Source organism: Paenibacillus sp. JCM 10914, assembly GCF_001315105.1.
Lineage (GTDB): Bacteria > Bacillota > Bacilli > Paenibacillales > Paenibacillaceae > Paenibacillus_AQ.
Genome location: NZ_BAZR01000003.1, coordinates 317,119 through 338,634 on the forward strand (window position 1 = coordinate 317,119; position 21,516 = coordinate 338,634).

General features: G+C 47.4%; 17 protein-coding genes and 3 pseudogenes. 15 read left to right on the forward strand and 5 right to left on the reverse strand.

Annotated features, from left to right (window positions below; translation table 11 throughout):
- Window positions 1–5 precede the first annotated feature (5 nt).
- On the reverse strand, window positions 6–923 hold the full coding sequence (locus tag JCM10914_RS06950; RefSeq protein ID WP_023958934.1) for an aldo/keto reductase family oxidoreductase: 918 nt from the start codon (window positions 921–923) through the stop codon (window positions 6–8).
- A gap of 370 nt (window positions 924–1,293) precedes the next feature.
- On the opposite strand from JCM10914_RS06950, the gene JCM10914_RS06955 reads away from it, so the two are divergent.
- The 4 genes and pseudogenes from JCM10914_RS06955 (at window position 1,294) to JCM10914_RS06970 (ending at window position 5,430) form a co-directional block, all read left to right on the forward strand.
- Window positions 1,294–1,650: a hypothetical protein gene (locus JCM10914_RS06955; protein ID WP_023958936.1), complete on the forward strand. Its 357-nt coding sequence runs from the start codon at window positions 1,294–1,296 to the stop codon at window positions 1,648–1,650.
- Window positions 1,651–1,980: 330 nt separating this feature from the next.
- Window positions 1,981–2,474 (forward strand): annotated as a pseudogene (locus JCM10914_RS06960) (Rrf2 family transcriptional regulator).
- Between the two features lie 56 nt (window positions 2,475–2,530).
- Window positions 2,531–3,451 carry an NAD(P)/FAD-dependent oxidoreductase gene (locus tag JCM10914_RS06965; protein ID WP_023958939.1) on the forward strand — a complete coding sequence of 307 codons (921 nt, stop codon included), beginning with the start codon at window positions 2,531–2,533 and terminating at the stop codon, window positions 3,449–3,451.
- A gap of 243 nt (window positions 3,452–3,694) precedes the next feature.
- Window positions 3,695–5,430: pseudogene (locus JCM10914_RS06970) on the forward strand (ABC transporter ATP-binding protein).
- Window positions 5,431–5,497: 67 nt separating this feature from the next.
- On the opposite strand, the gene JCM10914_RS06975 reads toward JCM10914_RS06970, so the two are convergent.
- Window positions 5,498–6,316: a TerC family protein gene (locus JCM10914_RS06975; RefSeq protein ID WP_023958948.1), complete on the reverse strand. Its 819-nt coding sequence runs from the start codon at window positions 6,314–6,316 to the stop codon at window positions 5,498–5,500.
- Window positions 6,317–6,621: 305 nt separating this feature from the next.
- Window positions 6,622–7,512, reverse strand: coding sequence for a DMT family transporter (locus JCM10914_RS06980; RefSeq protein ID WP_023958949.1), 891 nt, complete (start codon window positions 7,510–7,512; stop codon window positions 6,622–6,624).
- Between the two features lie 127 nt (window positions 7,513–7,639).
- On the opposite strand from JCM10914_RS06980, the gene JCM10914_RS06985 reads away from it, so the two are divergent.
- Window positions 7,640–8,509, forward strand: coding sequence for a LysR family transcriptional regulator (locus tag JCM10914_RS06985; protein ID WP_023958951.1), 870 nt, complete (start codon window positions 7,640–7,642; stop codon window positions 8,507–8,509).
- Window positions 8,510–8,599: 90 nt separating this feature from the next.
- Window positions 8,600–9,481, forward strand: a complete 882-nt coding sequence (locus tag JCM10914_RS06990; protein WP_023958953.1) for a YegS/Rv2252/BmrU family lipid kinase — start codon at window positions 8,600–8,602, stop codon at window positions 9,479–9,481.
- A gap of 73 nt (window positions 9,482–9,554) precedes the next feature.
- On the opposite strand, the gene JCM10914_RS06995 is transcribed toward JCM10914_RS06990, so the two are convergent.
- A complete protein-coding gene (locus tag JCM10914_RS06995; protein WP_023958955.1) occupies window positions 9,555–10,097 on the reverse strand; it encodes an NADPH-dependent FMN reductase in 543 nt (180 codons plus the stop codon).
- A 243-nt stretch (window positions 10,098–10,340) separates the two neighbouring features.
- Between JCM10914_RS06995 and eis the strand changes: the two are divergent.
- From eis to JCM10914_RS07025, 6 genes and pseudogenes are all read left to right on the forward strand, one after another.
- Window positions 10,341–11,512, forward strand: a pseudogene (gene eis / locus JCM10914_RS07000) (enhanced intracellular survival protein Eis).
- A gap of 20 nt (window positions 11,513–11,532) precedes the next feature.
- On the forward strand, window positions 11,533–11,988 hold the full coding sequence (locus tag JCM10914_RS07005; protein WP_023958959.1) for a GNAT family N-acetyltransferase: 456 nt from the start codon (window positions 11,533–11,535) through the stop codon (window positions 11,986–11,988).
- 32 nt (window positions 11,989–12,020) lie between these two features.
- Entirely contained in the window at window positions 12,021–12,803 is a 783-nt protein-coding gene (locus JCM10914_RS07010) for a GNAT family N-acetyltransferase (protein ID WP_023958961.1), read from the forward strand.
- A gap of 290 nt (window positions 12,804–13,093) precedes the next feature.
- Window positions 13,094–13,858, forward strand: a complete 765-nt coding sequence (locus tag JCM10914_RS07015) for a MerR family transcriptional regulator (RefSeq protein ID WP_023958963.1) — start codon at window positions 13,094–13,096, stop codon at window positions 13,856–13,858.
- A 350-nt stretch (window positions 13,859–14,208) separates the two neighbouring features.
- Window positions 14,209–16,116, forward strand: a complete 1,908-nt coding sequence (gene thrS / locus JCM10914_RS07020; protein WP_023958965.1) for a threonine--tRNA ligase — start codon at window positions 14,209–14,211, stop codon at window positions 16,114–16,116.
- 16 nt (window positions 16,117–16,132) lie between these two features.
- Complete coding sequence (locus tag JCM10914_RS07025) at window positions 16,133–16,573, forward strand: hypothetical protein (protein ID WP_036717211.1); 441 nt, start codon at window positions 16,133–16,135, stop codon at window positions 16,571–16,573.
- 551 nt (window positions 16,574–17,124) lie between these two features.
- Here JCM10914_RS07025 and JCM10914_RS07030 read toward each other — a convergent pair.
- Entirely contained in the window at window positions 17,125–17,907 is a 783-nt protein-coding gene (locus JCM10914_RS07030; protein WP_023958969.1) for a copper amine oxidase N-terminal domain-containing protein, read from the reverse strand.
- A 338-nt stretch (window positions 17,908–18,245) separates the two neighbouring features.
- On the opposite strand from JCM10914_RS07030, the gene JCM10914_RS07035 reads away from it, so the two are divergent.
- The 3 genes from JCM10914_RS07035 to JCM10914_RS07045 all read left to right on the forward strand — a co-directional run bounded on the left by JCM10914_RS07035 (window position 18,246) and on the right by JCM10914_RS07045 (window position 21,339).
- Window positions 18,246–19,928: a carbohydrate-binding protein gene (locus JCM10914_RS07035; RefSeq protein ID WP_023958971.1), complete on the forward strand. Its 1,683-nt coding sequence runs from the start codon at window positions 18,246–18,248 to the stop codon at window positions 19,926–19,928.
- A gap of 77 nt (window positions 19,929–20,005) precedes the next feature.
- The gene (locus tag JCM10914_RS07040; protein ID WP_023958973.1) at window positions 20,006–20,977 is read left to right on the forward strand and encodes a family 43 glycosylhydrolase; all 972 of its coding nucleotides are present in this window, start codon (window positions 20,006–20,008) and stop codon (window positions 20,975–20,977) included.
- 23 nt (window positions 20,978–21,000) lie between these two features.
- Window positions 21,001–21,339 (forward strand): hypothetical protein, encoded by a 339-nt coding sequence (locus JCM10914_RS07045; protein ID WP_023958975.1) that lies wholly within the window; start codon window positions 21,001–21,003, stop codon window positions 21,337–21,339.
- The last annotated feature ends 177 nt before the right edge of the window (window positions 21,340–21,516 follow it).

Sequence of the window (21,516 nt, forward strand, 5' to 3'; positions counted from 1 at the left end):
TTGATTTATGGCAGGATGTTGCCGGCTGCACGGTAAATGGCATACCATTCTTCGCGTGTCAGCGTTATATCACCGGCTGTAATGCAGTCCTTCAAGCGGTCGATATTCATCGTTCCGATGACAGGTTGCATCTGTGCAGGGTGGCGGAGGAGCCAGGCAATCGCTACCGTGGTGTTGGTAACGTTGTATTTTTCCGCAATTTCATCGATCTTCTGATTAAGTTCAGGGAACTTATCGCTTCCGAGGAATACCCCTTCGAAGAAACCGTATTGGAATGGTGACCACGGTTGAATCGTAATATCATGGAGTCGACAGAAATCCAAAATGCTGCCATCACGATTGACGGCGGCGTCATTCTCCATGTTGACGTTGATCCCGCTCTGTATCATAGTTGAGTTCGTGATGCTCAGTTGCAGTTGGTTTGCCACGAGTGGTTGTTTCACGGCTTTTTTCAAGAGTTGAATTTGCATCGGGTTCTGGTTGGATACTCCAAAGTGGCGTACTTTACCGGAACTTTCGAGTTTATCAAAGGCTTCGGCAACCTCTTCAGGTTCAACCAACGTATCCGGACGGTGCAGGAGTAGGACATCAAGGTAATCGGTGCTCAGTCTTTTCAAGATGCCGTCTACGGAATTCAAGATATGCTCTTTCGAGAAATCGAACATGCCCTGGCGAATGCCGCATTTGGATTGAAGAATAATTTTCTCGCGTATCTCGGCGTTCATATGTATAGCATCTGCAAAAATCTCTTCGCAAGCACCTCCGCCATAAATATCGGCATGATCGAAGAAGTTAGCTCCTTCCTCCAGCGCGGTCTGTACGAAGCGCTCCGCTTCCGCTTTTTCCAATGAATTTATGCGCATGCAACCCACGGCTACAACAGGTACTTCGAGTGAACTGCTTCCAAGTTTGATCGTTTTCATGATGAAAGGCCTCCCATTCATAATAGGTTGATGATGCGACTACATTGTTTATTGTGACATGCAGGCAGTTGGTGTTCAAGCTTTAATTTGTCAGGAATACAGAACTGCCAAGAAATCGACCGTGCTGATAATGTAACCTGCGCGGCATAAACCGCTCATTCTGAATATGGCTGACTTCAAACAAGAAGGTACTGCTACAGAATGATGATGTAATACTATTGCACAGCCCGATCATTAACAGATCGCGAATGAGAACTTATGTTCTTGATGTTCGGATTTATTATAAGGAAAAAGAAGGGGATTAGCAATGCTATGTGAAATCATAAGAAGCAGGAAGTCTGATATCTAAAAGTTGAGGAGGCTATTCGTAATGACAGTAGAGATCATCAAGGTGTACAAGGAGCATGTTCCACCTGCCCGTCTGATTGGCAAGCGATATACGGAGGAAGACCGGAATGCAATGGGGAGCTTTGCAGATCAATGGCAAACATGGTTTGCGAATGATTGGTTTGAGGAGATAGCGAAGCTGGGAACTTTGCAGGAAGTACAGCGTTCGTCCTTTGGGATGATGCGGATGACCGGGAATCAGTTCGAATATTGGATCGGTATGCTATTCCCGCAGGACACGGAAGTTCCCGCAGGATTCCGTCACGCAGATTTGGCGGATGCTGATGTGGGAATTTGCTGGATATATGGCAATGCGACTCAGGTGAACTCTACGGGCTAGAGCCGCACAATCAATGCATGGCCAAGTTCGATGAACAAGGATGGCAGATGGATGAGAACGCGTGGTTTTTTGAGCGATATCATGAAACTCGTTTCACATCGGCAGATGAGAAGGGGAACGTGGTGCTCGATTATGGTGTTTATTTAAAATAATACAATAAGGAAAATCATATGATATTGGAGCGGTTTTATGAAGTCCATTTTAAGGTATGAATGACACATCCAGTATGCTTAAAAGTTAAACGCTTGAATTATAGACTTTGTTTATCTATAATGGATATGAAGAGTCTGCAATAAGACATCAGATGTAAAGCACAAAGGAGGTATTCTTGTGCAATTCTCCAAAAGCACGGGGTACGCATTGCATGCATTGATTCATCTCGCGCGTTCCGAGCGTGGTCAGAACGTGGGGATCAAGGAATTATCCGCGCTGCTTGGTGTTTCGGAGAGCTATTTATCCAAAATTATGTCCAAGCTGCGGCAGGATGGTATTGTGAAAGCCGTGACGGGAGTCAATGGTGGTTACGAGCTGGCGCGGTCGGCCGACCAGATTACCTTCCTTGAGGTGATTCAGATTATTGAAGGCCGGCAGAGGTTGTATGATTGTTTTAGTATGGATGAGGAGCGTCATCAGTTATTTTTTGAAGCGAAGTCTGGCGATACAGAGCTCAAGGATACTCCGTACACAGCAAGCAATGTTTGGTCAAAAAGGTGATGGACGGCGCTGAGCAACAAATGACGGATTATTTAAAGCGTCATACGATTCAGTCGGTATTGGACGCGGCTTCCTTCGAATGCGCGTACCACGAAACCAACAAGAAGTAACCCTTCTTGTGTTCTGATTATAGATATAAAAGATCCGTAAAGGTGGTATATTAAACATGACAAAACACACACAACTCCATGATGCGATGATCATCGGTGGAGGACCTGCGGGGTTAAGCGCGGGACTAGTCTTGGGAAGAGCAAGGAAGCATGTCGTGATTATGGATGAGGGACGTCCGCGGAATCACGTTACTCGGGAGACGCATGGTTTTCTAACGCGGGATGGAGTTAGTCCGGCTGAGTTTCGGAGTATTGCCAGGGAGCAGATACAGGCGTATCCTTCCGTTCGTTTTGTGGAGGAATCAGCAGTGAGCGTTGCAGGTTCTGACGGGGATTTTCAAGTAACAACAAGTCAAGGGAAGGTGTACCGTGCGAAGAAGCTGCTCTTCGCAGTAGGCAAGAAAGATCGTCTGCCGGTCATCGAGGGCTTAGGGGACGTGTACGGGAAAAGCGCGTTTGTCTGCCCCTATTGCGATGGATGGGAGCTCAGGGATCAGCCGCTGGTCGTCATAGCCAAGGGCGAGGGGGCGGTGCATTTTGCGAAAGTGATTGCTGGCTGGAGTGATCGATATACAATTTGCACGAACGGTCCTGACGAAATGACGGCAGAGCAGCGGGAAGATCTCAAGCGGCATAACATTCCGGTATACGACACCCCCATTCGTCTTATCGATTCGAGCAATGGTCTGGTTCAGCAAGTGGTGTTGGAGGATGGAACTCGCTTGCCGTGTACAGGTATATTTTTTGCACCGCAGCTCGTTACCGGTTCCGATCTTCCGGCATCCATCGGCTGTCAATTGAACGAAGCTGGGAGTGTGATCGTGGATTCCTTTGGCAAAACCAACGTACCAGGCGTATATAGTGCCGGGGATGCTGCTACGGAGATGTACCAAGCTATTGTGGCTGCTTCAATGGGTTCTATGGCCGCTGCTGGACTAAATAGTGAACTGCTCATGGAGAATTGGAATCGTAAATAAAGCGTAGCAGGTTGGGGTTGTTATCCAACCATATTAAAATCCCTCGATCTACATGATCAGGGGGATTTTTTAATTATAAATGAATCTTACACACACGCCGCACCAAAGACTGGGCTATGATGGAAACAACAACGAACAGGAAGGGTGTTTGGAATGAGAACAATGTGGAATGTCCCATCTCAATTTAGTTGGAGGGATATAGCATTTAGATAGATCCCTCCATATTACGGAGGAGAATGATATTTGAATTCAAGAACGAGGAAGTTTTTTTCTTATTATCGACCCTATATCGGGCTTCTTACGGCCGATCTGATATGTGCATTTATCGTATCGGCGATTACGCTAGCTCTGCCGTTGTGTATCCGTTATATCACGATTCATATCCTGGAGCAGAACGCTCCTGATGCACGAAGCCAAATCTATGTCATGGGTGCTGTCATGCTAGCACTGGTCATCATTCATACGGTGTGTGACATCTTTATTTCCTATAAAGGGCATATGATGGGTGCTACATGGAAAGTGACATGAGAAGTGAAATGTTTGATCATCTGCAGAAGCTGTCGTTCAGCTTTTACGATGAGAACAAGACCGGGCAATTAATGACCCGCACCACCAATGATATATTGGCTATGACGGAGTTGTATCATCATGGGCCGGAGGACATCCTGATTTCACTCATGAAGTTCTTGGGTGCTTTTATCATCTTAATGTATATAGATGTAAAGTTAACCTTGATCGTCTTTCTGTTCCTGCCGATTATGGTGATATTCGCACTTTACTTCAATCAGAAGATGAATGTTGCACTCCGAGTGAGTAAGGATCGAATCGGCGATATTAACGCACAAGTCGAAGATTCTCTTGCCGGGATACGCGTAGTGAAATCCTTTACGAATGAGCAGGTCGAGAAGAGCAAGTTCGTTTACGCCAATCAGCGTTTTGTGGACAGTAGACGGGATGGGTACAGGAGCGAGACATATTTTCACGAGGGGCTAGTCGGCTTTACCCAACTGATTACGATCGCGGTGATTGTGTTCGGTGGCGCTGCCATTGTGGGATCTTCACTCGTCTTGGCTGACCTGCTGACATTCTTTCTGTGCGTCGGAATTTTGATCGAGCCGATCAAGCGAGCGGCGAATTTTGCCAGGTTGTATCAGGAAGGCATCACGGGATTTGATCGATTCATGGACATTCTGGAAGTGGAGCCTGCTATCGAGGATGATAAGGATGCACGGGAACTCGGGCAAGTGCGGGGAAGTGTGACTTTTTGTGAGGTTGGTTTTAAATACAAAGAGAATTACGATTACGTACTGAGGAATGTATCGCTTGACATTCAAGCCGGTGAATACATTGCACTTGTCGGACCATCGGGCGTCGGTAAAACAACGCTGTGCTCGCTCATTCCCCGTTTCTATGAAACGAGTGAGGGGAGCATCATGATTGATGGTCATAATATTCGTGAAGTGACTCAGCGGTCATTACGACAGCAGATCGGCATGGTGCAGCAGGACGTGTATTTGTTCGCGGGAACCGTTGCCGAGAATATTCGTTACGGGAAGATGAATGCGGACATGGAGGAGATCATTGCGGCCGCACGGCAAGCGAATGCTCATGATTTCATCATGACACTTCCGGATGGCTATGATACCGATATCGGCCAGCGAGGTGTCAAATTATCCGGCGGGCAGAAGCAACGGTTGAGCATAGCTCGCGTGTTCTTGAAGAATCCGCCCATTATTATTTTTGATGAAGCGACAAGCTCACTGGATAATGAGAGCGAGAAGGCTGTACAGGAATCGCTTGAGCGGTTAAGTCGGAAGCGTACGACGATCGTGATCGCACATCGGCTTACCACGGTTCGAAACGCCCAGCGAATTATCGTTCTGTCGGATGACGGGATTGAAGAGCAGGGGACGCACGAGCAGTTGATGGCTCATAACGGCAGTTACGCAAGACTCTATAACGTACAGTCAGAGATTTAATTAAGAAGGCGATCTGTTAACCGGTGTTTCCACTGGTAAACGGATCGCCTTCTGTACGTTTAGCTGCTTAATTTGTACTACCTGGTTGTTGCTCCTCCACCTCTTTGATGGCGTTATCCTCTTCAGGGATCTCTTGCTTAGTTGAACCGAACCATCCGATTAGAGCGATGAGTACGAGCACGATATAGAAGCTGGCTTTCCAGGCAGAACTCTCTGGGAAGTGGTGGTCGATAATCGCTACGTCCGGATGTGCCAATGTTAGCACGGCCAGTTTGACTCCGACCCATCCTACGATCAAGAAGGCAGCAACTTCAAGTCCAGGGCGTTGTTGCAGCAGCTTCACGAAGTAGGAGGCTGCAAATCGCATGATGATAAGCCCGATGAATCCGCCGAGGAAAATGACGATGAACTGACCGCCGTCCAATCCCCCGATGTTCGGCAAACCGCTGGCAGGCAAGGCAACTGCCAGCGCAACAGCAGCCAGAATCGAGTCAACCGCAAATGCGATGTCGGCCACTTCGACCTTGAATACCGTCATCCAGAATCCGGATTGCTTCTTCGGTTTAGCAGGTTTCGATACAGCATCTTCCGTAGGTTTCCTGCCTTTGATGAAGTGCTTTAGGGTGTGATTGACCGAAATGTACAGGAGGTATAACGCACCGATTGCCTGCACTTGCCATACGTCCACCAGGAATGAGATAAGAAAGAGTGATCCGATCCGGAATACAAAGGCACCGAGCAAGCCGTAGAACAGCGCTTTTTTTCGTTGTTCTTCTGGCAAATGCTTAACCATGATGGCGAGGACCAGCGCGTTATCTGCTGCAAGCAAGCCCTCCAGTGCGATGAGTACGAGCAGTACCCATCCGTACTCTAGCAATAATTCCATGTAACATCCTCCTAGTTGAGTTATGAACGTACCAAAAAAAGACCTTCACCGGCCGGTGAAGGTCTCCCTAAAAATAAAGAGACCTTCACCACAGTGTGTGGTAAAGGTCTCGCAAACAACCGAAGGTTGCCAACAAAGCCGGGGATCAATCCATAATCCCGAAATGACGACTTTGCTGTAAAAGCTACTCCCCTTTAATCACTTCCTCATAACCGATATCGTCATCGGTTACGCCGTGATATAAAGATATATAGTTTTGATCAGGAAGTCAAGCTTTTTTTAATCGTGGATATGCACCATCTTCGTCAGGTGTGACCTGCGGGCTGTTTAGCGGGTGCAGGCTTTTTGAATTCTATATTGATCGAAGAAATCACAACGCTCAGCAGAACCACGGCTGCGCCAAGGAACTCCCTGGAATTCATGACTTCTTGCATGAACCAGTATCCGCATATCGCAGCAAATACAGGCTCAAGCGAGAATACAAGACCCGTACGTGCAGGAGTTGTATATTTCTGAGCAATGGTCTGCAGGATAAATCCTAGTCCACTGCAGATCAGGCTAAGGAACAGGATCGCGATCCAACCGTCGCTTGTGGATGGCAGCGTCGGATTCTCGAAGATGAGTGAGAAGATGAGGGCATAGAGTCCCGCGAATCCTAGTTGCATGATTCCCAGATTCAGCGCGTCCACTTTGCGGGCTGCGACGCTAACCACATTGATGTGGAGCGCATAACATAAAGCCGCGATGATACAGAGCAGATCACCGGCATTGAACGTCAACGGCAGCTTAACGGTTAACAGCATGATACCGATAAGCGCGAGGCTAATGCTGAACATGGTTTTCTTCTCCATTCTTTTCTTGAACAGGAAGGTATGTAGCAGCGGGACGAACACCACGGTTAGGCTTACCAGGAATCCAGCGTTCGATGTCGATGTCGTCTTCAGGCCGAACGTGAGCGCCGTGAACATGATGAAAAGGATCACGCCGACGACCATGGCGTAGCGAATCGTTGTTGCATCGATTTGACGTAATTTTGGATACAGGATAACGGCGGCAAGGAGAAAGGCCAATCCGAAGCGGAGGGCGATGAGATTAAACTCTCCAATAGAGCTGAGTCCCATTTTCATAAACAAATATGACGAGCCCCAGCACAAGGTGACAAACAAAATAAGCAGATCGGCTTTCAGCGGTTTCAATTTCAATTTCCTCCTTCAATTCATGACCCAGAATCCAGTATACTGAGGGAGTTAACACAAGTAAAACAAATGTTTCTTATAATTAACATGAGGAAAATTAATGTAAATAATATCAGGAGGAATCGGCATGAGCATCAACAAATTCAAGGTATTTCTGAGGGTGGTTGAACTCGGCAGTCTAACCCGAGCAGCGGAAGAGATGGGTTTTACGCAATCCGGTGTCAGCCATATCATCAACAGTCTAGAAGATGAATTTAATTTAACTTTATTGATCCGCAGTCGCTCAGGCGTTCGATTGACAACGAACGGAGAGGAGCTACTGAAGACGATCCGTGAAATATTGAAGTGGAATGCGCATCTCGAACAAGAAATTGCCGCTATACACGGGATTGAACTCGGTATTATTCATATCGGCACTTTCACGAGTGTTGCCGTACACTGGTTGCCAGGAATTATTAAGGACTTCCAGCGAGATTATCCGAATATCGAGATTCGGCTAGTCGAGGGGGATTATCGTGAAATTGAGGATTGGATATCAGAAGGGAGAATCGATTGCGGATTCCTCTCGTTGCCAACCTGGGATACATTTGATGTCATACCGCTCCATCAGGAGCCGATGCTGGTGTTGCTGCCGCTGGACCATCCGTTAGCTAGTCAGGACTTCATCACATTGTCCCAGCTAGAGAATGAACCGTTTATCATGCCGAGCAAAGGCTCGGATGATGATGTAAACCGGGTGCTCGAGAGAGTAGCCGCCAAACCAGATATTAAGTATACGGTGGGCGATGATTATGCCATTATGGCTATGGTTGAGAAGGGGCTGGGAATTAGTATTTTGCCAGAGCTTGTACTGCGCGGGCAACAGCGTAATATACGGCTGGCCCAATTGAAAGAACCGTCAAATCGTTCTCTCGGGATTGCAGTTAGTTCAATGCGAGAAGTGTCTCCAGCTACCAAACGCTTCCTGAACTACGTTAACAGTTATCCTAAATTGTAAGCAGGTTAGAAAGGTATTTGATTCTTAAAGATCACCAGGGTTTATTAACTGTTATAGACATCATTTATAACATGGGGGCGGACATCAAATATGAAGAAAGCGATGATTATTGTCAATCCGAGTTCAGGTAAAGAATTGGCTCAGAATCAATCTCTCGAAGTTGAAGAGCTGTTGCAGCGAAAAGGGTATGAAGTTCATATACGCAACACGGAGAAGGAGTGGGATGCCGCGTTGTTCGCCAGGACGACTTGTGAGCAGCAATATGATGCGGTCATCTCCATGGGTGGTGACGGTACACTGAACGAAATTGTGAACGGTCTTGCCGAACAAGAACATCGACCAAAGCTTGGCATTATCCCGATGGGCACGGTCAATGATTTTGCACGAGCGCTACAGATTCCGCTGGATGGGAAGGAAGCGATTCAGTTGCTTGCGAGCGGGAACGTACGGGATGTGGATATCGGTAAGATTAACGAATCCTATTTCATGAATATTGCGGCTGTCGGCAAGATTGCGGAAGCCACGTTCTCTGTTTCCCCTAAAGCGAAGACTTATCTGGGGCCGTTGGCTTATCTGATGGAAGGGATTAAGACGTTAGCTTCGAACAATCCTTTCGAGACCCGGATCCTTCACGATCAAGGCGAGTGGCAGGGCGATGCCATTCTCATTCTATCAACGTTAACCAATTCGGTTGGAGGCTTCGAGAAGATTGCCCCGGATGCGGAGATCGATGATGGACAATTGAAATGCATCATTATCAAGGACGTCTCCTTTATTCATTTGGCTAAAATATCAGCGGCTGTACTTCGAGGAGAACATATTGAGGATTCGGGTGTGGAATATATTAGTACCAGGACGCTTGAAATCACGTCCAATAGCAAGTTGACCACGAACGTGGATGGCGATGAAGGGGATCCATTGCCGTTATATCTCCGGGTTCTGCCAAGGCATCTGAAGGTATTCACGCCATGAGAAAAAGAACTGCACTCGATCAGATCCTGGATGATCTGCGAAGTACAGTTCTTTTTGTAATCTTATGGAATGTTTAGGCGCGGAGAGTCTTGAGTGCTCCACTCCATGCAAGTACTTGATCCAGCATACCGTTCACGTTCACCAGGTGCAAATCAGCTGGTTTGAATACGGCACCGTTCTCGAAATCGGTGAACAAGGAGAGCGCTGCGTGAACGCGAACGTCCGCAACAGACAATTCTCCAAGAATGCCGCGTAAATGCTCAGCTGCGCGAGCACCGCCAACAGAGCCATAACTTACGATACCCGCAGCTTTGTTCGCCCATGGGTCACGAGCGAAATCCAAAGCATTCTTCAAGGCTCCCGAAATACTGTGGTTGTACTCTTGAACGATAAACACGAAACCGTCCAATTCAGCAAGCTTGGCGTTCCAAGCAGTAGCCTGCTCGGTTGCATCCGCTTCACCTAACAGTGGAAGCTTAAAGTCTGCAATATCGACGATTTCGTAGTTGGCATCCCCACGTTGATCTGCAACGCTCTTCACCCAATCCCCGACTTGTGGACTCAGGCGTCCTTGACGCGTGCTTCCTAAGATAATTCCGATATTCAAGTTTGACATGGTAATTCCCTCCCAATTTATCTGGACTTCATTTATGTTCTGACTGATGTAAAATGTCTGTGCTTATCATAATATTCGTAGGTGTGTTATGTCAAGTAGCTTACAAAAAGTTTGTTAAATTATTTATTTCACCACATTAATTATCGTGTATAACATGCTACGGCAAGTACCTTAAAGCCATTGAGGATGCTATACTATAGCTGAATATGGATTACTAAATTTGACGAACAATGAGGTGGAAACATGGACATCAGGCAACTTAGAAATGACGAGTTCGATGCCAGCACAGCGCTATCCGAGTATGCCTTTCAGTATACAATGACGCCTGAGCAAAAAGAGGCGAGCCGAGCGAATTTTAAACCCGAACAATACTGGGGGATCTTTGACGAGGAAGAATTGCAAGCGAAGCTGACGATTCTTCCGCTGCGAATCTATTTGCAAGGCCGCAAGCTTGATATGGGGGGATCGCCGGTGTTGCTACCTGGCCGGAGAATCGCAGACAAGGCCATGTAACGATACTTCTCAAGCATGCGCTGCAAGAGATGAAGGATTACGGGCAAAGCGTTTCTTTTTTGCACCCATTTTCAATACCGTTCTATCGTAAGTTTGGATGGGAGCTATATGCCGAATATAAGAAATACATAATTCCTGTGTCTAAATTCCCGGCGAAGCTAGAATCTCCGGGAAGGGTGATTCGAGATGTGAAGGATATTTCCATATTGGATACGATGTATGAAGCTTATGCTAGTCAATATAACGGTACGTTGATTCGAGATGAATCCTGGTGGTCACAGTCAGTGCTTCGCCAGAATGGATTCAATGCGGTGTATTACTCGGCAGACGGCGTTCCGCAAGGATATGTATTGTACGAGTTGAAGGATAGCGAACTTGTGTGTCGGGAGTTCGTCTATCTGAACGAGGAGGCACGAGGCGCGCTATGGACGTTCTTTGCGAACCACGATTCTCGAATCGAACGAGTCGTGTTGACCATGGTGCCAAGTGATGATGAACTGCCGTTTATGCTTAAAGATCCACGATTTACACAGGAGAAAGTCCCTTATTTCATGGCGCGCATCGTTGATCTGAAGGCCTTCATATCGCAATACACGTTCGAAGTGAATCGCCAGATGGAGTTAACCATTCGGGTGGAAGATTCTGCTGCGCCATGGAATAACGGTCAATGGTTGCTTGCCATTAACGAAGCGGGTGGTGCGAATATTGAGAAACTGGCGGATTCTGAAGAGGGTGTTTCTGATCTGACGACGGATATTCAGACACTCTCCGCACTCTTTATGGGATACAAAAGACCCAAGGCGTTATATCGGATGCAGCGTATTCTTGGTGATACTGCCAAAGTAGATCAGTTAGAGTCTGCTGTTCCAGATGGGCAGACTCATCTGATGGACTTTTTCTAATAGGGAGGAGGCAATGTCAAATGCAGATTAAGATTGATGATTTGACCGGTCCAGAAATAACACAGCTCATCTACGAGCACCTTCACGGCATGACGCTGCATTCTCCGCCTGAGAGTATACACGCTCTCGGTCTGGAGAAGCTGCGACAGCCTGAGATTACGTTCTGGAGTGTGTGGGATGGCGATATCTTGTTGGGCTGCGGTGCTCTGAAGGAGCTGGATGCGGACCATGCAGAGATAAAGTCGATGCGCACGGCAACCCCTCACCTGAGAAAAGGAGTTGCCGGAAGGCTGATGGAGCACATCCTGGAGGAGGCTAAGCACCGCGGGTATCTACGCCTGAGTCTGGAGACGGGGTCGATGGCTGCTTTTGAAGCTGCCCGAAGTCTGTACGCTCGGTTTGGATTTGAAGAATGCCAGCCATTCGCGGACTACAAAGAAGATCCGAACAGTACGTTCATGACTAAGGTACTGTGAACGAATATCACATCATCCATGGGAGTACGCACATGATTCGCAGATTAACATCCACCGAGATGGATTCTATTCGCAGTCACATTCAAAGAGAACAGCATTTTTTATATTATTCTTATCTCACGTGCCGTCAGAAGAATACGGTGCATTTCGGACAGTTCTCGGAGCGCGGGGATCTTGTAGGCGTGCTGGCCTATATGAGCGGTCTCCCGTTCCATGCTTTCTCTGTCTATCCCATAAAAGAGGACTTCCAGCTCCCCTCGATCTTGGCTGTCTTGAAACACGAGCTGCGGTTGCCGCTTGATGGTACTGTTGGAAGCTTCATTGTGAGCGAGGACGAACTTGCTCGAATCGGACCTGGAATTTCGATGGTGGAGAGTCCGCAGGCCTTACTTCTGATGAAGCATGTTCACCGGCATATGCTGCCTCTGGCAGGTGGACATGCCTTATTATTAGACGAATCGTACAAGGAACAGATTGAGTCGAGAATGATCGAGTGGAACACGATGGCTTTTGCTAAAGAAGAATTGCAGTACCCTTTTTATGGCGTTATACAGGATCAGCAGTTAGTTGCTGTCGGCGGGTATCACGTGTATAGCGACGATTATGTAGAGCTTGGTAACATTGTAGCGGGTGTGTCTTGGAGAGGGCTTGGGTATGGAAAAGAAGTGAGTGCTGCACTTACTCGCCAAGGTTTGGCGCAGTCGCCCTACGTCTATCTCAATGTCTTAGAGGAGAATGAGCGCGCGATTAGATTATATTCCGCAATTGGATATGATCGAATATGCAAACAGTATATCGTGAAATTCAACCTGTAAGGTGTGTTAATTACCGGCAACCCGACTTCTGGATGAGAAGTCGGGTTTTTGGTCTATCCGCTAATAGCCATCACCTCTTCTCTATCAATTTCATACAATAGTGGACAACGCTGGGGAGAAAAGAGGAGATCAAGTGCGCAGTCAGAAAACACCAGAGGGTGTATCTATTATCACGTGTACCAATCGTCCAGAGTTCTTTGATCATCTAATCGAAAATTTCCGAAGACAGAACTATAAGCATAAGGAACTCATAATGCTCATGATCATAATCCAAGAAAAGAGGTGGTTGAATGATCCCCATTCAACAATTATCGAGACAGACTGGCATAACCGTAAGAACGCTGCGATATTATGATCAGATTGGGTTGCTCATCCCATCGGCCAAGACCGAAGGGAATCACCGGCTCTACAGCGAAAAGCAGCTCATGAAGCTGCAGCAGATTCAATTTTTGAAAGGGCTAGGCTTTAGCCTTCAGGAAATTTCGGAAATGCTCTCGAATCCAGATTGGAATTGGACGCTTAGTTTGAAGAATCAATTAGCCTATGTAAAGCAAGAGCAAGAGAAACTAAGACAGATGGAATCCACCTTACGCGGCGTGCTTCACAGCATGGTGTTGGAAGGCGAAACGAGCATGGAAGTGATGCAGAAGTTGATCCAGTTATCGGGTAAGAATCACGCCATAAAACAAGGGTTTCGGCAACATATGTTTGAAGAGCGGGAGATGGAACTGCTGCAGCAGCTTCCCAATATGAATCGTGATGACCCCGATTCGCTGGAATGGATTGCATTGGTCGGACAATTGAATCGCCACAAGGATTCGAGTCCGGATTCTCCCGTGATTCAGAGGATCGTACGGCGAATGGATGAGAAGCGAATAGAACAATTCGGGGATGAGGCATCATTCGTTAACAAGCTGTGGGATATCAGGCGGTCGCCTGAACAATCTGCGCAGATGAGCATGTACCCGATGGATAAGGAATTGCTGGATTTGTTAGAGCAAGCTTACGATACCTATCTTTCTGCTATGGACGACCCCGAGGATAGATCGTGTTGACAATTAGAAAAAACTGTCTTAAGATACATAGCAATCAGCAACGATCAAAGACATGATCATCGAATCGGCCTGTCAGAGAGAGAAGTGAGTGGTGTGAGCTTCTTCAGTAGTGGATTCCGTGATTACCCCTTTGTAGCTGTGGTCTTGAATCCTCTGGACATTGGAGGTATTAGAGAGCACCGATTCATCCCCGTTACAGGATGTCTGAATGAGGATCCGGGTGAGCGCGCTGATGATAGTGTCGGCAAGTCTGGGTCAAATTAGGGTGGAACCACGAGCTGAACGCACTCGTCCCTTAGGGACAGTGTGTTTTTTTGCGTTCAATCCAAAATTTGATGGAGGGATAATCAATGTCTATCGTAGTTACATTACCAGACGGAAGTAAGAAGGAGTATCCCGCACAGACGACGATGTATCAAATCGCGGACGCTATCCATTCAGGGCTGAGGAAACAGGCAATTGCCGCAAAGGTCGATGGAAGGCTGGTTGATTTGAATTCGAAGTTGTGTGCGGACGCTGAGATCAGCATCATTACGCGTGAATCCGAGGAAGGATTGCACATCTATCGTCATAGCACAGCCCATTTGTTGGCGCAAGCGGTCAAGCGTATTTACGGCAGCGATTACGTGTCGCTCGGGGTAGGTCCCGTGATCGAGGCTGGATTTTATTACGACATGGATTTGGGGCAATCCATTACGATTGATGATTTAAGCGCAATTGAGCGGGAGATGACGAAGATCGTTCAAGAGGATTGGCCTATCGTTCGGAAGGAAGTTAGCCGAGCCGAAGCAGAGCGGATCTTTCGAGAGGATCCGTATAAGTTGGAGCTGATTCGGGAATTGCCTCAAGACGAAGTCATCTCGATCTATGAGCAAGGCGAGTTCGTTGATTTATGCCGGGGTCCGCATGTACCTTCCACTGGCAAGTTAAAGGTATTTAAGCTGATGAGCGTAGCGGGAGCATACTGGCGGGGGAACTCGGACCGTAAGATGCTGCAACGCATCTATGGTACTGCTTTTCCGAAGAAAAGCCAGCTGGATGAGCATCTCCATCTGCTAGAAGAAGCGAAGAAACGGGATCACCGCAAACTCGGCAAAGAGCTGGAATTGTTTATGTTCTCCGATGATGCACCGGGAATGCCTTTCTTTCTGCCTAAGGGAATGATCATCCGGACAGAATTGGAGCAATTCACAAGAGGATTGCAATTCCAGCGCGAATATGATGAGGTGCGCACGCCGCTGATGATGAATCAGCGATTATGGGAAATATCCGGCCATTGGGATCATTACAAGGATAATATGTACTTTACACAAGTGGATGAGACAGCGTATGCGTTAAAACCCATGAACTGTCCCGGACATATGTTAATCTATAAAAATGCACTGCACTCCTACCGGGAGCTGCCGATTCGAATTTCCGAATTCGGTCAAGTGCATCGTCATGAGTTCTCCGGCGCATTGAACGGTATGATGCGGGTCCGGTCATTATGTCAGGATGATGCGCATATCTTTGTACGGCCCGATCAGATTCTGGAAGAGATTCAGCAAGTGATCGAACTGATTGGTGAGGTGTATAAGGTCTTCGGTTTTGAGTACTCGATTGAACTGTCGACAAGGCCGGAGGATTCCATGGGCTCTGATGAGCTGTGGGAGCAGGCCGAGTCATCGCTCAAGCAGGTTCTGGAGCAAATGAGTCTTTCGTACCGATTGAACGAAGGAGATGGGGCATTCTACGGTCCCAAAATCGATTTTCACATTCGCGATTCGTTGAAGCGCAGTTGGCAGTGCGGCACGATTCAATTGGACTTTCAATTTCCCGAGAAATTCGATCTTTCTTATATCGGTGAAGACGGCCAGAAACATCGGCCGGTCGTGATCCATCGGGCCATATTCGGTTCCATGGAACGGTTCATTGGCATTCTGACAGAGCATTATGGCGGCTCCTTCCCGCTGTGGTTAGCTCCGACCCAGGTCATGATCATTCCGGTCTCGGATCAAGATCTGGATTACTCGTTAAAGGTGAAGCAGCTTCTGGCGCAGGCCGGAATGAGAGTTGATATGGATATTCGGACTGAGAAGCTTGGATACAAGATACGCGAGGCTGGACTTAACCGAATTCCTTACACATTCGTCCTGGGAGAGCAGGAAAGAGACGCGGACCGAGTGGCTGTGCGCAAACGTGGTGAAGGTGATGTAGGCGTAAGGACGGTCGAAGAAATGCTTGCAGTGTTGGGACGGGAAATATCCATGAAAAAATGAGGGGTGGCGATTCGGGATGTTAGTGAGGCTGCTGATAGCGTTGATAATGAATATACCGATCTCGTTTATTAACTTCGGTAGTTATTTGAAGGGAACCGCACCTACACCTATTCAAGTAGGGTGTACGATCTTCTTCCTGTTGCTCTGGTTGATTTGGGCAGGAAATGAATCTTATCGAAGATGCGGCAAACCAACATTTCTACGATTCTCCACTCTGTATTGGTTGACAGCGTTGTTACTGACTTTTATCGGGTACATGTCCGAAGAGCTGCTGCTTGGTATTCCAGTCATGATGATATTCTTAGGTCCCTTGTATGGACTCAGAATATTTCTGCCGGAACTAGCCTATGATCACTTTGCGTATGTAAGCTTGTTCATAGCCTATGCCATGAGCATGGCTGGATATCTTTTAGGTATTTTCCTGCGCAACTACTTGCCGAAGCAGAAAGCGAATTAAAGAGGAGGCGTATGAGGCGTATTACTACCTGGCGGCTGGAAGCAACATGATGAGATTGTAGCAGCAACGTCAACATTTCATGAACTGGACCAATAGATTAACGAATACAAAGAGTGGCGGTGCCGGGAAGATCATGCGGGCATCGCTACTTTGATATGTGAACACACTGTCAAAACTTAAAGGATGCATATGTGCACGCTTTCCCATTCAAATTCATCCCTTTAGCGGAAAAAGATGCGTAAGTGCATCTTTTTATCCTCAATTTTTCCGATTTAGCCTGATTTATGTTAAAAGCCTGCAGTATTGCAAGCTTTTGTTGAATATAACCGCTTAAGGTCATAAATTCCTGCAGATATGCAGGAATTTTTTTCTGCCTTCATTTTGCCGACGCTCTCCTGGAGATTTACTGGTAGTCTTCTGGCGTTCTGCTGGTCTATTGTCAGAGATCTGCTGACGATCTACTGATCATCCACCACGATTCCACCCTATGTCCACGCGAGTCGGTCACGAACATAGGTCTGACTGGTACCCAATTAGGAAGCATTTTTTTCTTAAGGGTATAAGTTCACAAAATGAATATCATCAACGAGCCATTGTCCTTGCACTTTGACTAACTTCAACATCCGTTCTACGGCATATACGGTCGACGAAGCTTCTGTGCTGATTTGTGTTATTGTGCCTGTATTTTGGTTCGCGTGCGTATAGGCTTGATTCATGAATTGATGTCGGTAGGAGAATCCGCCATCGCGAATGATTTGATTAATCAATTTATCGGTGAAATAAGGTTTGAAATGTGCGCGAATTTGAGATATCCCTGAGACGTTCGTTGCTATATTTGCTTGTTGAATGATTGTGTTTACACGCTGTTGGGGAATTTGTGAATAATTAAAACTGGCCTCTGTCGTAACAATTACTTGTTTATTATTCAGAGAGATCGTGGTTGTCTTATTCTCGGAATTCCAGCCGAGATTCCCTCCGAGCGCCTGACTTACAAAACGGACAGGCACGTAGGTGACACCGCGCTCAACCCGGGCGGGTACATCGATCGTAATCTCGTTGGAACCGACTTGAACTTTATTGGAGTTGATCTTGAACTGCACGGTCGTTCCTTGATGATGGATCGTCACGGTCTGCGATGCTTGGTTCCAATTCACATCGGCGCCCAGTCCAGTGGCGACGTGACGAACAGGTATCAATGTACGCCCTTCAACGATTTGACCATCGACGACGAACGGGGATGGATCTGCGGCTTGCTCAGCAAATCCGATATAGGGTTGAATCAAGCTCGCTGCGAGCAGGGCTGTTGTCATCGCTACTGTCATACGCTTCACCATGTGTAACCTCCTTGATTACCAGCTAGAATAAGTCTTCTTATGGATAGAAGGTCTATCAGGCTACATTGTTGCACCTGCCGACATTTTCAGCCAATTTACCCTGCATAATTTAAGAATGACTCATGGCAGGTCGATCGGGGGTCACGGTATGCTACATAAGTAGGAAGAACTCTGCGCAAATATTGAAAGGAGGTAGGACGTTTCCGAAACCCTGAAATGGCCGCCAAGATTCTAGACAACATAGCAATGAAATTGACAACATGACTGTCCTCATCGTGAACGAATACAAGCAAGGCAGCCACAATTTTAAGAACGGCTGAATGATGAAGGAGGGTATTATGTACATTTCAAAGTGGAAAAAGAATCTCGCCAGAGCGCTGGCTGTACTTATGATGTTTCTGCTCGTGATTCCGTTATTTCCTGCAGATGTCTCTGCCGCATCAGCTTTTGTTCAGACTTCGGCTTCCAGTTACAGCAGTCAATTCGGTGTTCAGTTGGAGAATGCCAGCGAAGGTGGTCAGAACGTAGCCTTTATCGATAACGGAGACTATATTGTGTTTAACAATGTAGACTTTGGAAGTGGTGCTGCTTCGATTGATGTCAGAGTAGCCAGTAACACTAGCGGCGGAAATATCGAGGTACGTCTCGGCAGCCAGAACGGAACCTTAATCGGCACCGTTGCCGTTCCGGGGACGGGCGGATGGCAGACGTGGCAGACGAAATCAGCCCCGGTTCAGTCTGTGACGGGCGTTCATACCGTATATCTGAAATTTACAGGCGGTGCAGGCAATTTATTTAATCTGCTCTGGTTCAAATTTAACGCTGCTTCATCTGGGGGCGGGGATGTGATCGGAAAGCTCTACGCGGGCTACCAGGGATGGTTTAACGCAGCCGGAGACGGATCGCCGAACGGCGGCTGGATCCATTGGTCCAAGAATAGCAGTGCACCGTCCACGAGTGGAAATGTCAACTTCGAGATGTACCCTGATCTTCGCGAGTATTCGAAGCTGTATCAGACCAATCTCGCAAACTTGGGCAACGGAACGCCTGCCAAACTGTTCTCCTCGTATGACCAGGAAACGGTGAACAAACATTTTGAATGGATGCAGGCTTATAATATCGACGGAGCCGCATTGCAGCGATTTGGGGCAGAAGATAACAACACGCCTAATGGCTGGAAGACCAACCGCGATAGCGTGGCAGTGAAAGTGAAGAATGCAGCTGAATCGTACAATCGTAAATTCTATGTGATGTATGACATTACCGGTATGAATCCAAGCAACTGGGTGAACGCCGTGAAGTATGATTGGACTCAAAATGTGAAAAATACGATGAATCTTACGACGTCTTCCGCCTACGCCAAGCAAAATGGCAAACTCGTCGTTTGTATCTGGGGGATCGGTTTCACGGATCGTCCCGGAACCTTATCGGAATCCATTGAACTGATTCAATGGTTCAAGAACCAAGGCGTCTATGTGATCGGTGGCGTTCCGACTTATTGGAGAACGGGGATTAACGATTCCAAACCGAATTTCATGAACGCATACAAAGAGCTGGATATGATATCCCCTTGGACGATCGCACGCTTTGGTACACTGCAAGGGGCGGATGATTTCAAGAATAATGTGTTACAACCGGACTTGACTTACACACAGCAGAACGGTATCGCATACCAACCCGTTATGTTCCCGGGATTTGCATGGTCCAATCTACATGGCGGGCCCAAAAATGAGGTTCCCCGTCTTCATGGCGACTTTATGTGGAGACAGGCATATAACATTAAGAGCCTTGGAATCCAGACAGGATACATTGCAATGTTCGACGAGTATGACGAAGGCACGGCGATTGCCAAAGCAGCCGAAAATAGCTCCATGATTCCGACGAATCATTACTTCCTGACACTTGACGCGGACGGCGTTGCGGTCTCATCGGATTTCTATCTGCGACTGGCCGGAGATATTAACCGGCTATTCAAAGGACAGATTCCATTAACGGTGAACCATCCAACCAGCCATCAGTAATGCGAATGCCAAGCCTTCGTGCAAGTCAGCCGACTTCCGAAGGCTTTTATAATGAAATGAGAAGGAGACTACCTAACATGAATCAAAAGAGCAACCTGCAAATTATGAATCGTCTAAACAAGAAAACATCCATGAACCCAGTCATAACCAGCATCTACACAGCGGATCCTTCTGCACATGTATGGGATGACGGCAAAATCTACATATACGCATCGCATGATGTAGATCCGGCCAGAGGGTGTGATCTGATGGACCGTTATCACGTATTCTCGTCAGAGGACATGGTGCACTGGCAAGACGAAGGCGAGATCTTGAGCTCGGATGATGTTAGCTGGGGCAGACCTGAGGGTGGATTCATGTGGGCTCCGGATTGTGCCTACCGTAACGGAACCTATTATTTCTACTATCCGCACCCGAGCGGGTCGAACTGGAACGATACGTGGAAGATTGGGGTAGCGTCCAGTGATAAGCCAACCAGTGGATTTAAGGATCAGGGATATATCGAGGGGCTTGGCGGTTTCGCTATGATTGATCCGGCGGTATTCATTGATGATGACAACCGGGCCTATATGTACTATGGGGGCGGAGGCGTATGCGCGGCCGTTGAACTTGGCGAGGATATGGTCACGGTCAAGGGCGAGGTCCAGGAGATGGTTGGCCTTGAGGATTTTCATGAGGCTACATGGGTATTCAAACGCAATGGGTTGTATTACCTGACTTATTCGGATAATCTGGAGGGGCTGAATCGGATGTGTTATGCAACCAGTCAGCAGCCGTTTGGTCCTTGGACCTATCAAGGCGTCTTCCTGGAACCTACTGGCTGTTCGACGAGCCATGGATCGGTAGCAGAGTTTAAGGGACAGTGGTATTTGTTCTATCACAACCAGGCGATATCAGGTGAAGGCAACCTGAGAAGCGTATGTATTGACGAGCTTCATTTCAATGAAGATGGCACGATACAAACGGTGCAGCAAACCCTTGAAGCGTTAAGCCAGTACAAGGCTCAAATCCCCCTTCATTCCTCACTGAAATCTACCGAGCAGCGGTAGGTGAAGTTAAAGGTGGAGCGAAGTTGAAGCGGCAGGAAGATGGGACAACCGTCGTCGTCGGGATGGGTGCAGAAGATTCGGCTTGTGTATTCGAGGGCGTGAACGGCAGGAGTACAGGCGGCCGAGCAGAGGTGGGGATCATTTACGGAACGGCAGAGCCTCTGGCCAAGATTAGATTCGCCGTGAATGGCGTGGATTATTCCTTCGTGAATGCATTGAACACCGGAGGCACACACAACAGAGAAGGATATACCGGCATTACCGTAACGTTGAAGCCGGGCAATGAGAACGTCATCACCTTAACGGGTGGATACGGGGAAGTGGCCATCGAGGAATTGCAAATTAAATACTTGGTGGACTGAGCTTAAGAAATCATTCTATAGCCCGTGCGAATTACTGTGTAATCATGGTAATCGCGCGGGCTTTTGATTTGGTCGGTTCATATGTCCATTCCCAGCGGGATAGAGATTAATAATGAACTACAAAGGTTAATTCCCCCTCATTTAGGACGCTACTTGAATGCGCTACCATTATGAAGA

Coding starts and splice junctions, on each gene's coding strand:
- JCM10914_RS06950 (WP_023958934.1), bottom strand. CDS start 923: ATGAAAACGATCAAACTTGGAAGCAGTTCACTCGAAGTACCTGTTGTA.
- JCM10914_RS06955 (WP_023958936.1), top strand. CDS start 1,294: ATGACAGTAGAGATCATCAAGGTGTACAAGGAGCATGTTCCACCTGCC.
- JCM10914_RS06965 (WP_023958939.1), top strand. CDS start 2,531: ATGACAAAACACACACAACTCCATGATGCGATGATCATCGGTGGAGGA.
- JCM10914_RS06975 (WP_023958948.1), bottom strand. CDS start 6,316: ATGGAATTATTGCTAGAGTACGGATGGGTACTGCTCGTACTCATCGCA.
- JCM10914_RS06985 (WP_023958951.1), top strand. CDS start 7,640: ATGAGCATCAACAAATTCAAGGTATTTCTGAGGGTGGTTGAACTCGGC.
- JCM10914_RS06990 (WP_023958953.1), top strand. CDS start 8,600: ATGAAGAAAGCGATGATTATTGTCAATCCGAGTTCAGGTAAAGAATTG.
- JCM10914_RS06995 (WP_023958955.1), bottom strand. CDS start 10,097: ATGTCAAACTTGAATATCGGAATTATCTTAGGAAGCACGCGTCAAGGA.
- JCM10914_RS07005 (WP_023958959.1), top strand. CDS start 11,533: ATGCAGATTAAGATTGATGATTTGACCGGTCCAGAAATAACACAGCTC.
- JCM10914_RS07010 (WP_023958961.1), top strand. CDS start 12,021: ATGATTCGCAGATTAACATCCACCGAGATGGATTCTATTCGCAGTCAC.
- JCM10914_RS07015 (WP_023958963.1), top strand. CDS start 13,094: ATGATCCCCATTCAACAATTATCGAGACAGACTGGCATAACCGTAAGA.
- thrS (WP_023958965.1), top strand. CDS start 14,209: ATGTCTATCGTAGTTACATTACCAGACGGAAGTAAGAAGGAGTATCCC.
- JCM10914_RS07025 (WP_036717211.1), top strand. CDS start 16,133: ATGTTAGTGAGGCTGCTGATAGCGTTGATAATGAATATACCGATCTCG.
- JCM10914_RS07030 (WP_023958969.1), bottom strand. CDS start 17,907: ATGGTGAAGCGTATGACAGTAGCGATGACAACAGCCCTGCTCGCAGCG.
- JCM10914_RS07035 (WP_023958971.1), top strand. CDS start 18,246: ATGTACATTTCAAAGTGGAAAAAGAATCTCGCCAGAGCGCTGGCTGTA.
- JCM10914_RS07040 (WP_023958973.1), top strand. CDS start 20,006: ATGAATCAAAAGAGCAACCTGCAAATTATGAATCGTCTAAACAAGAAA.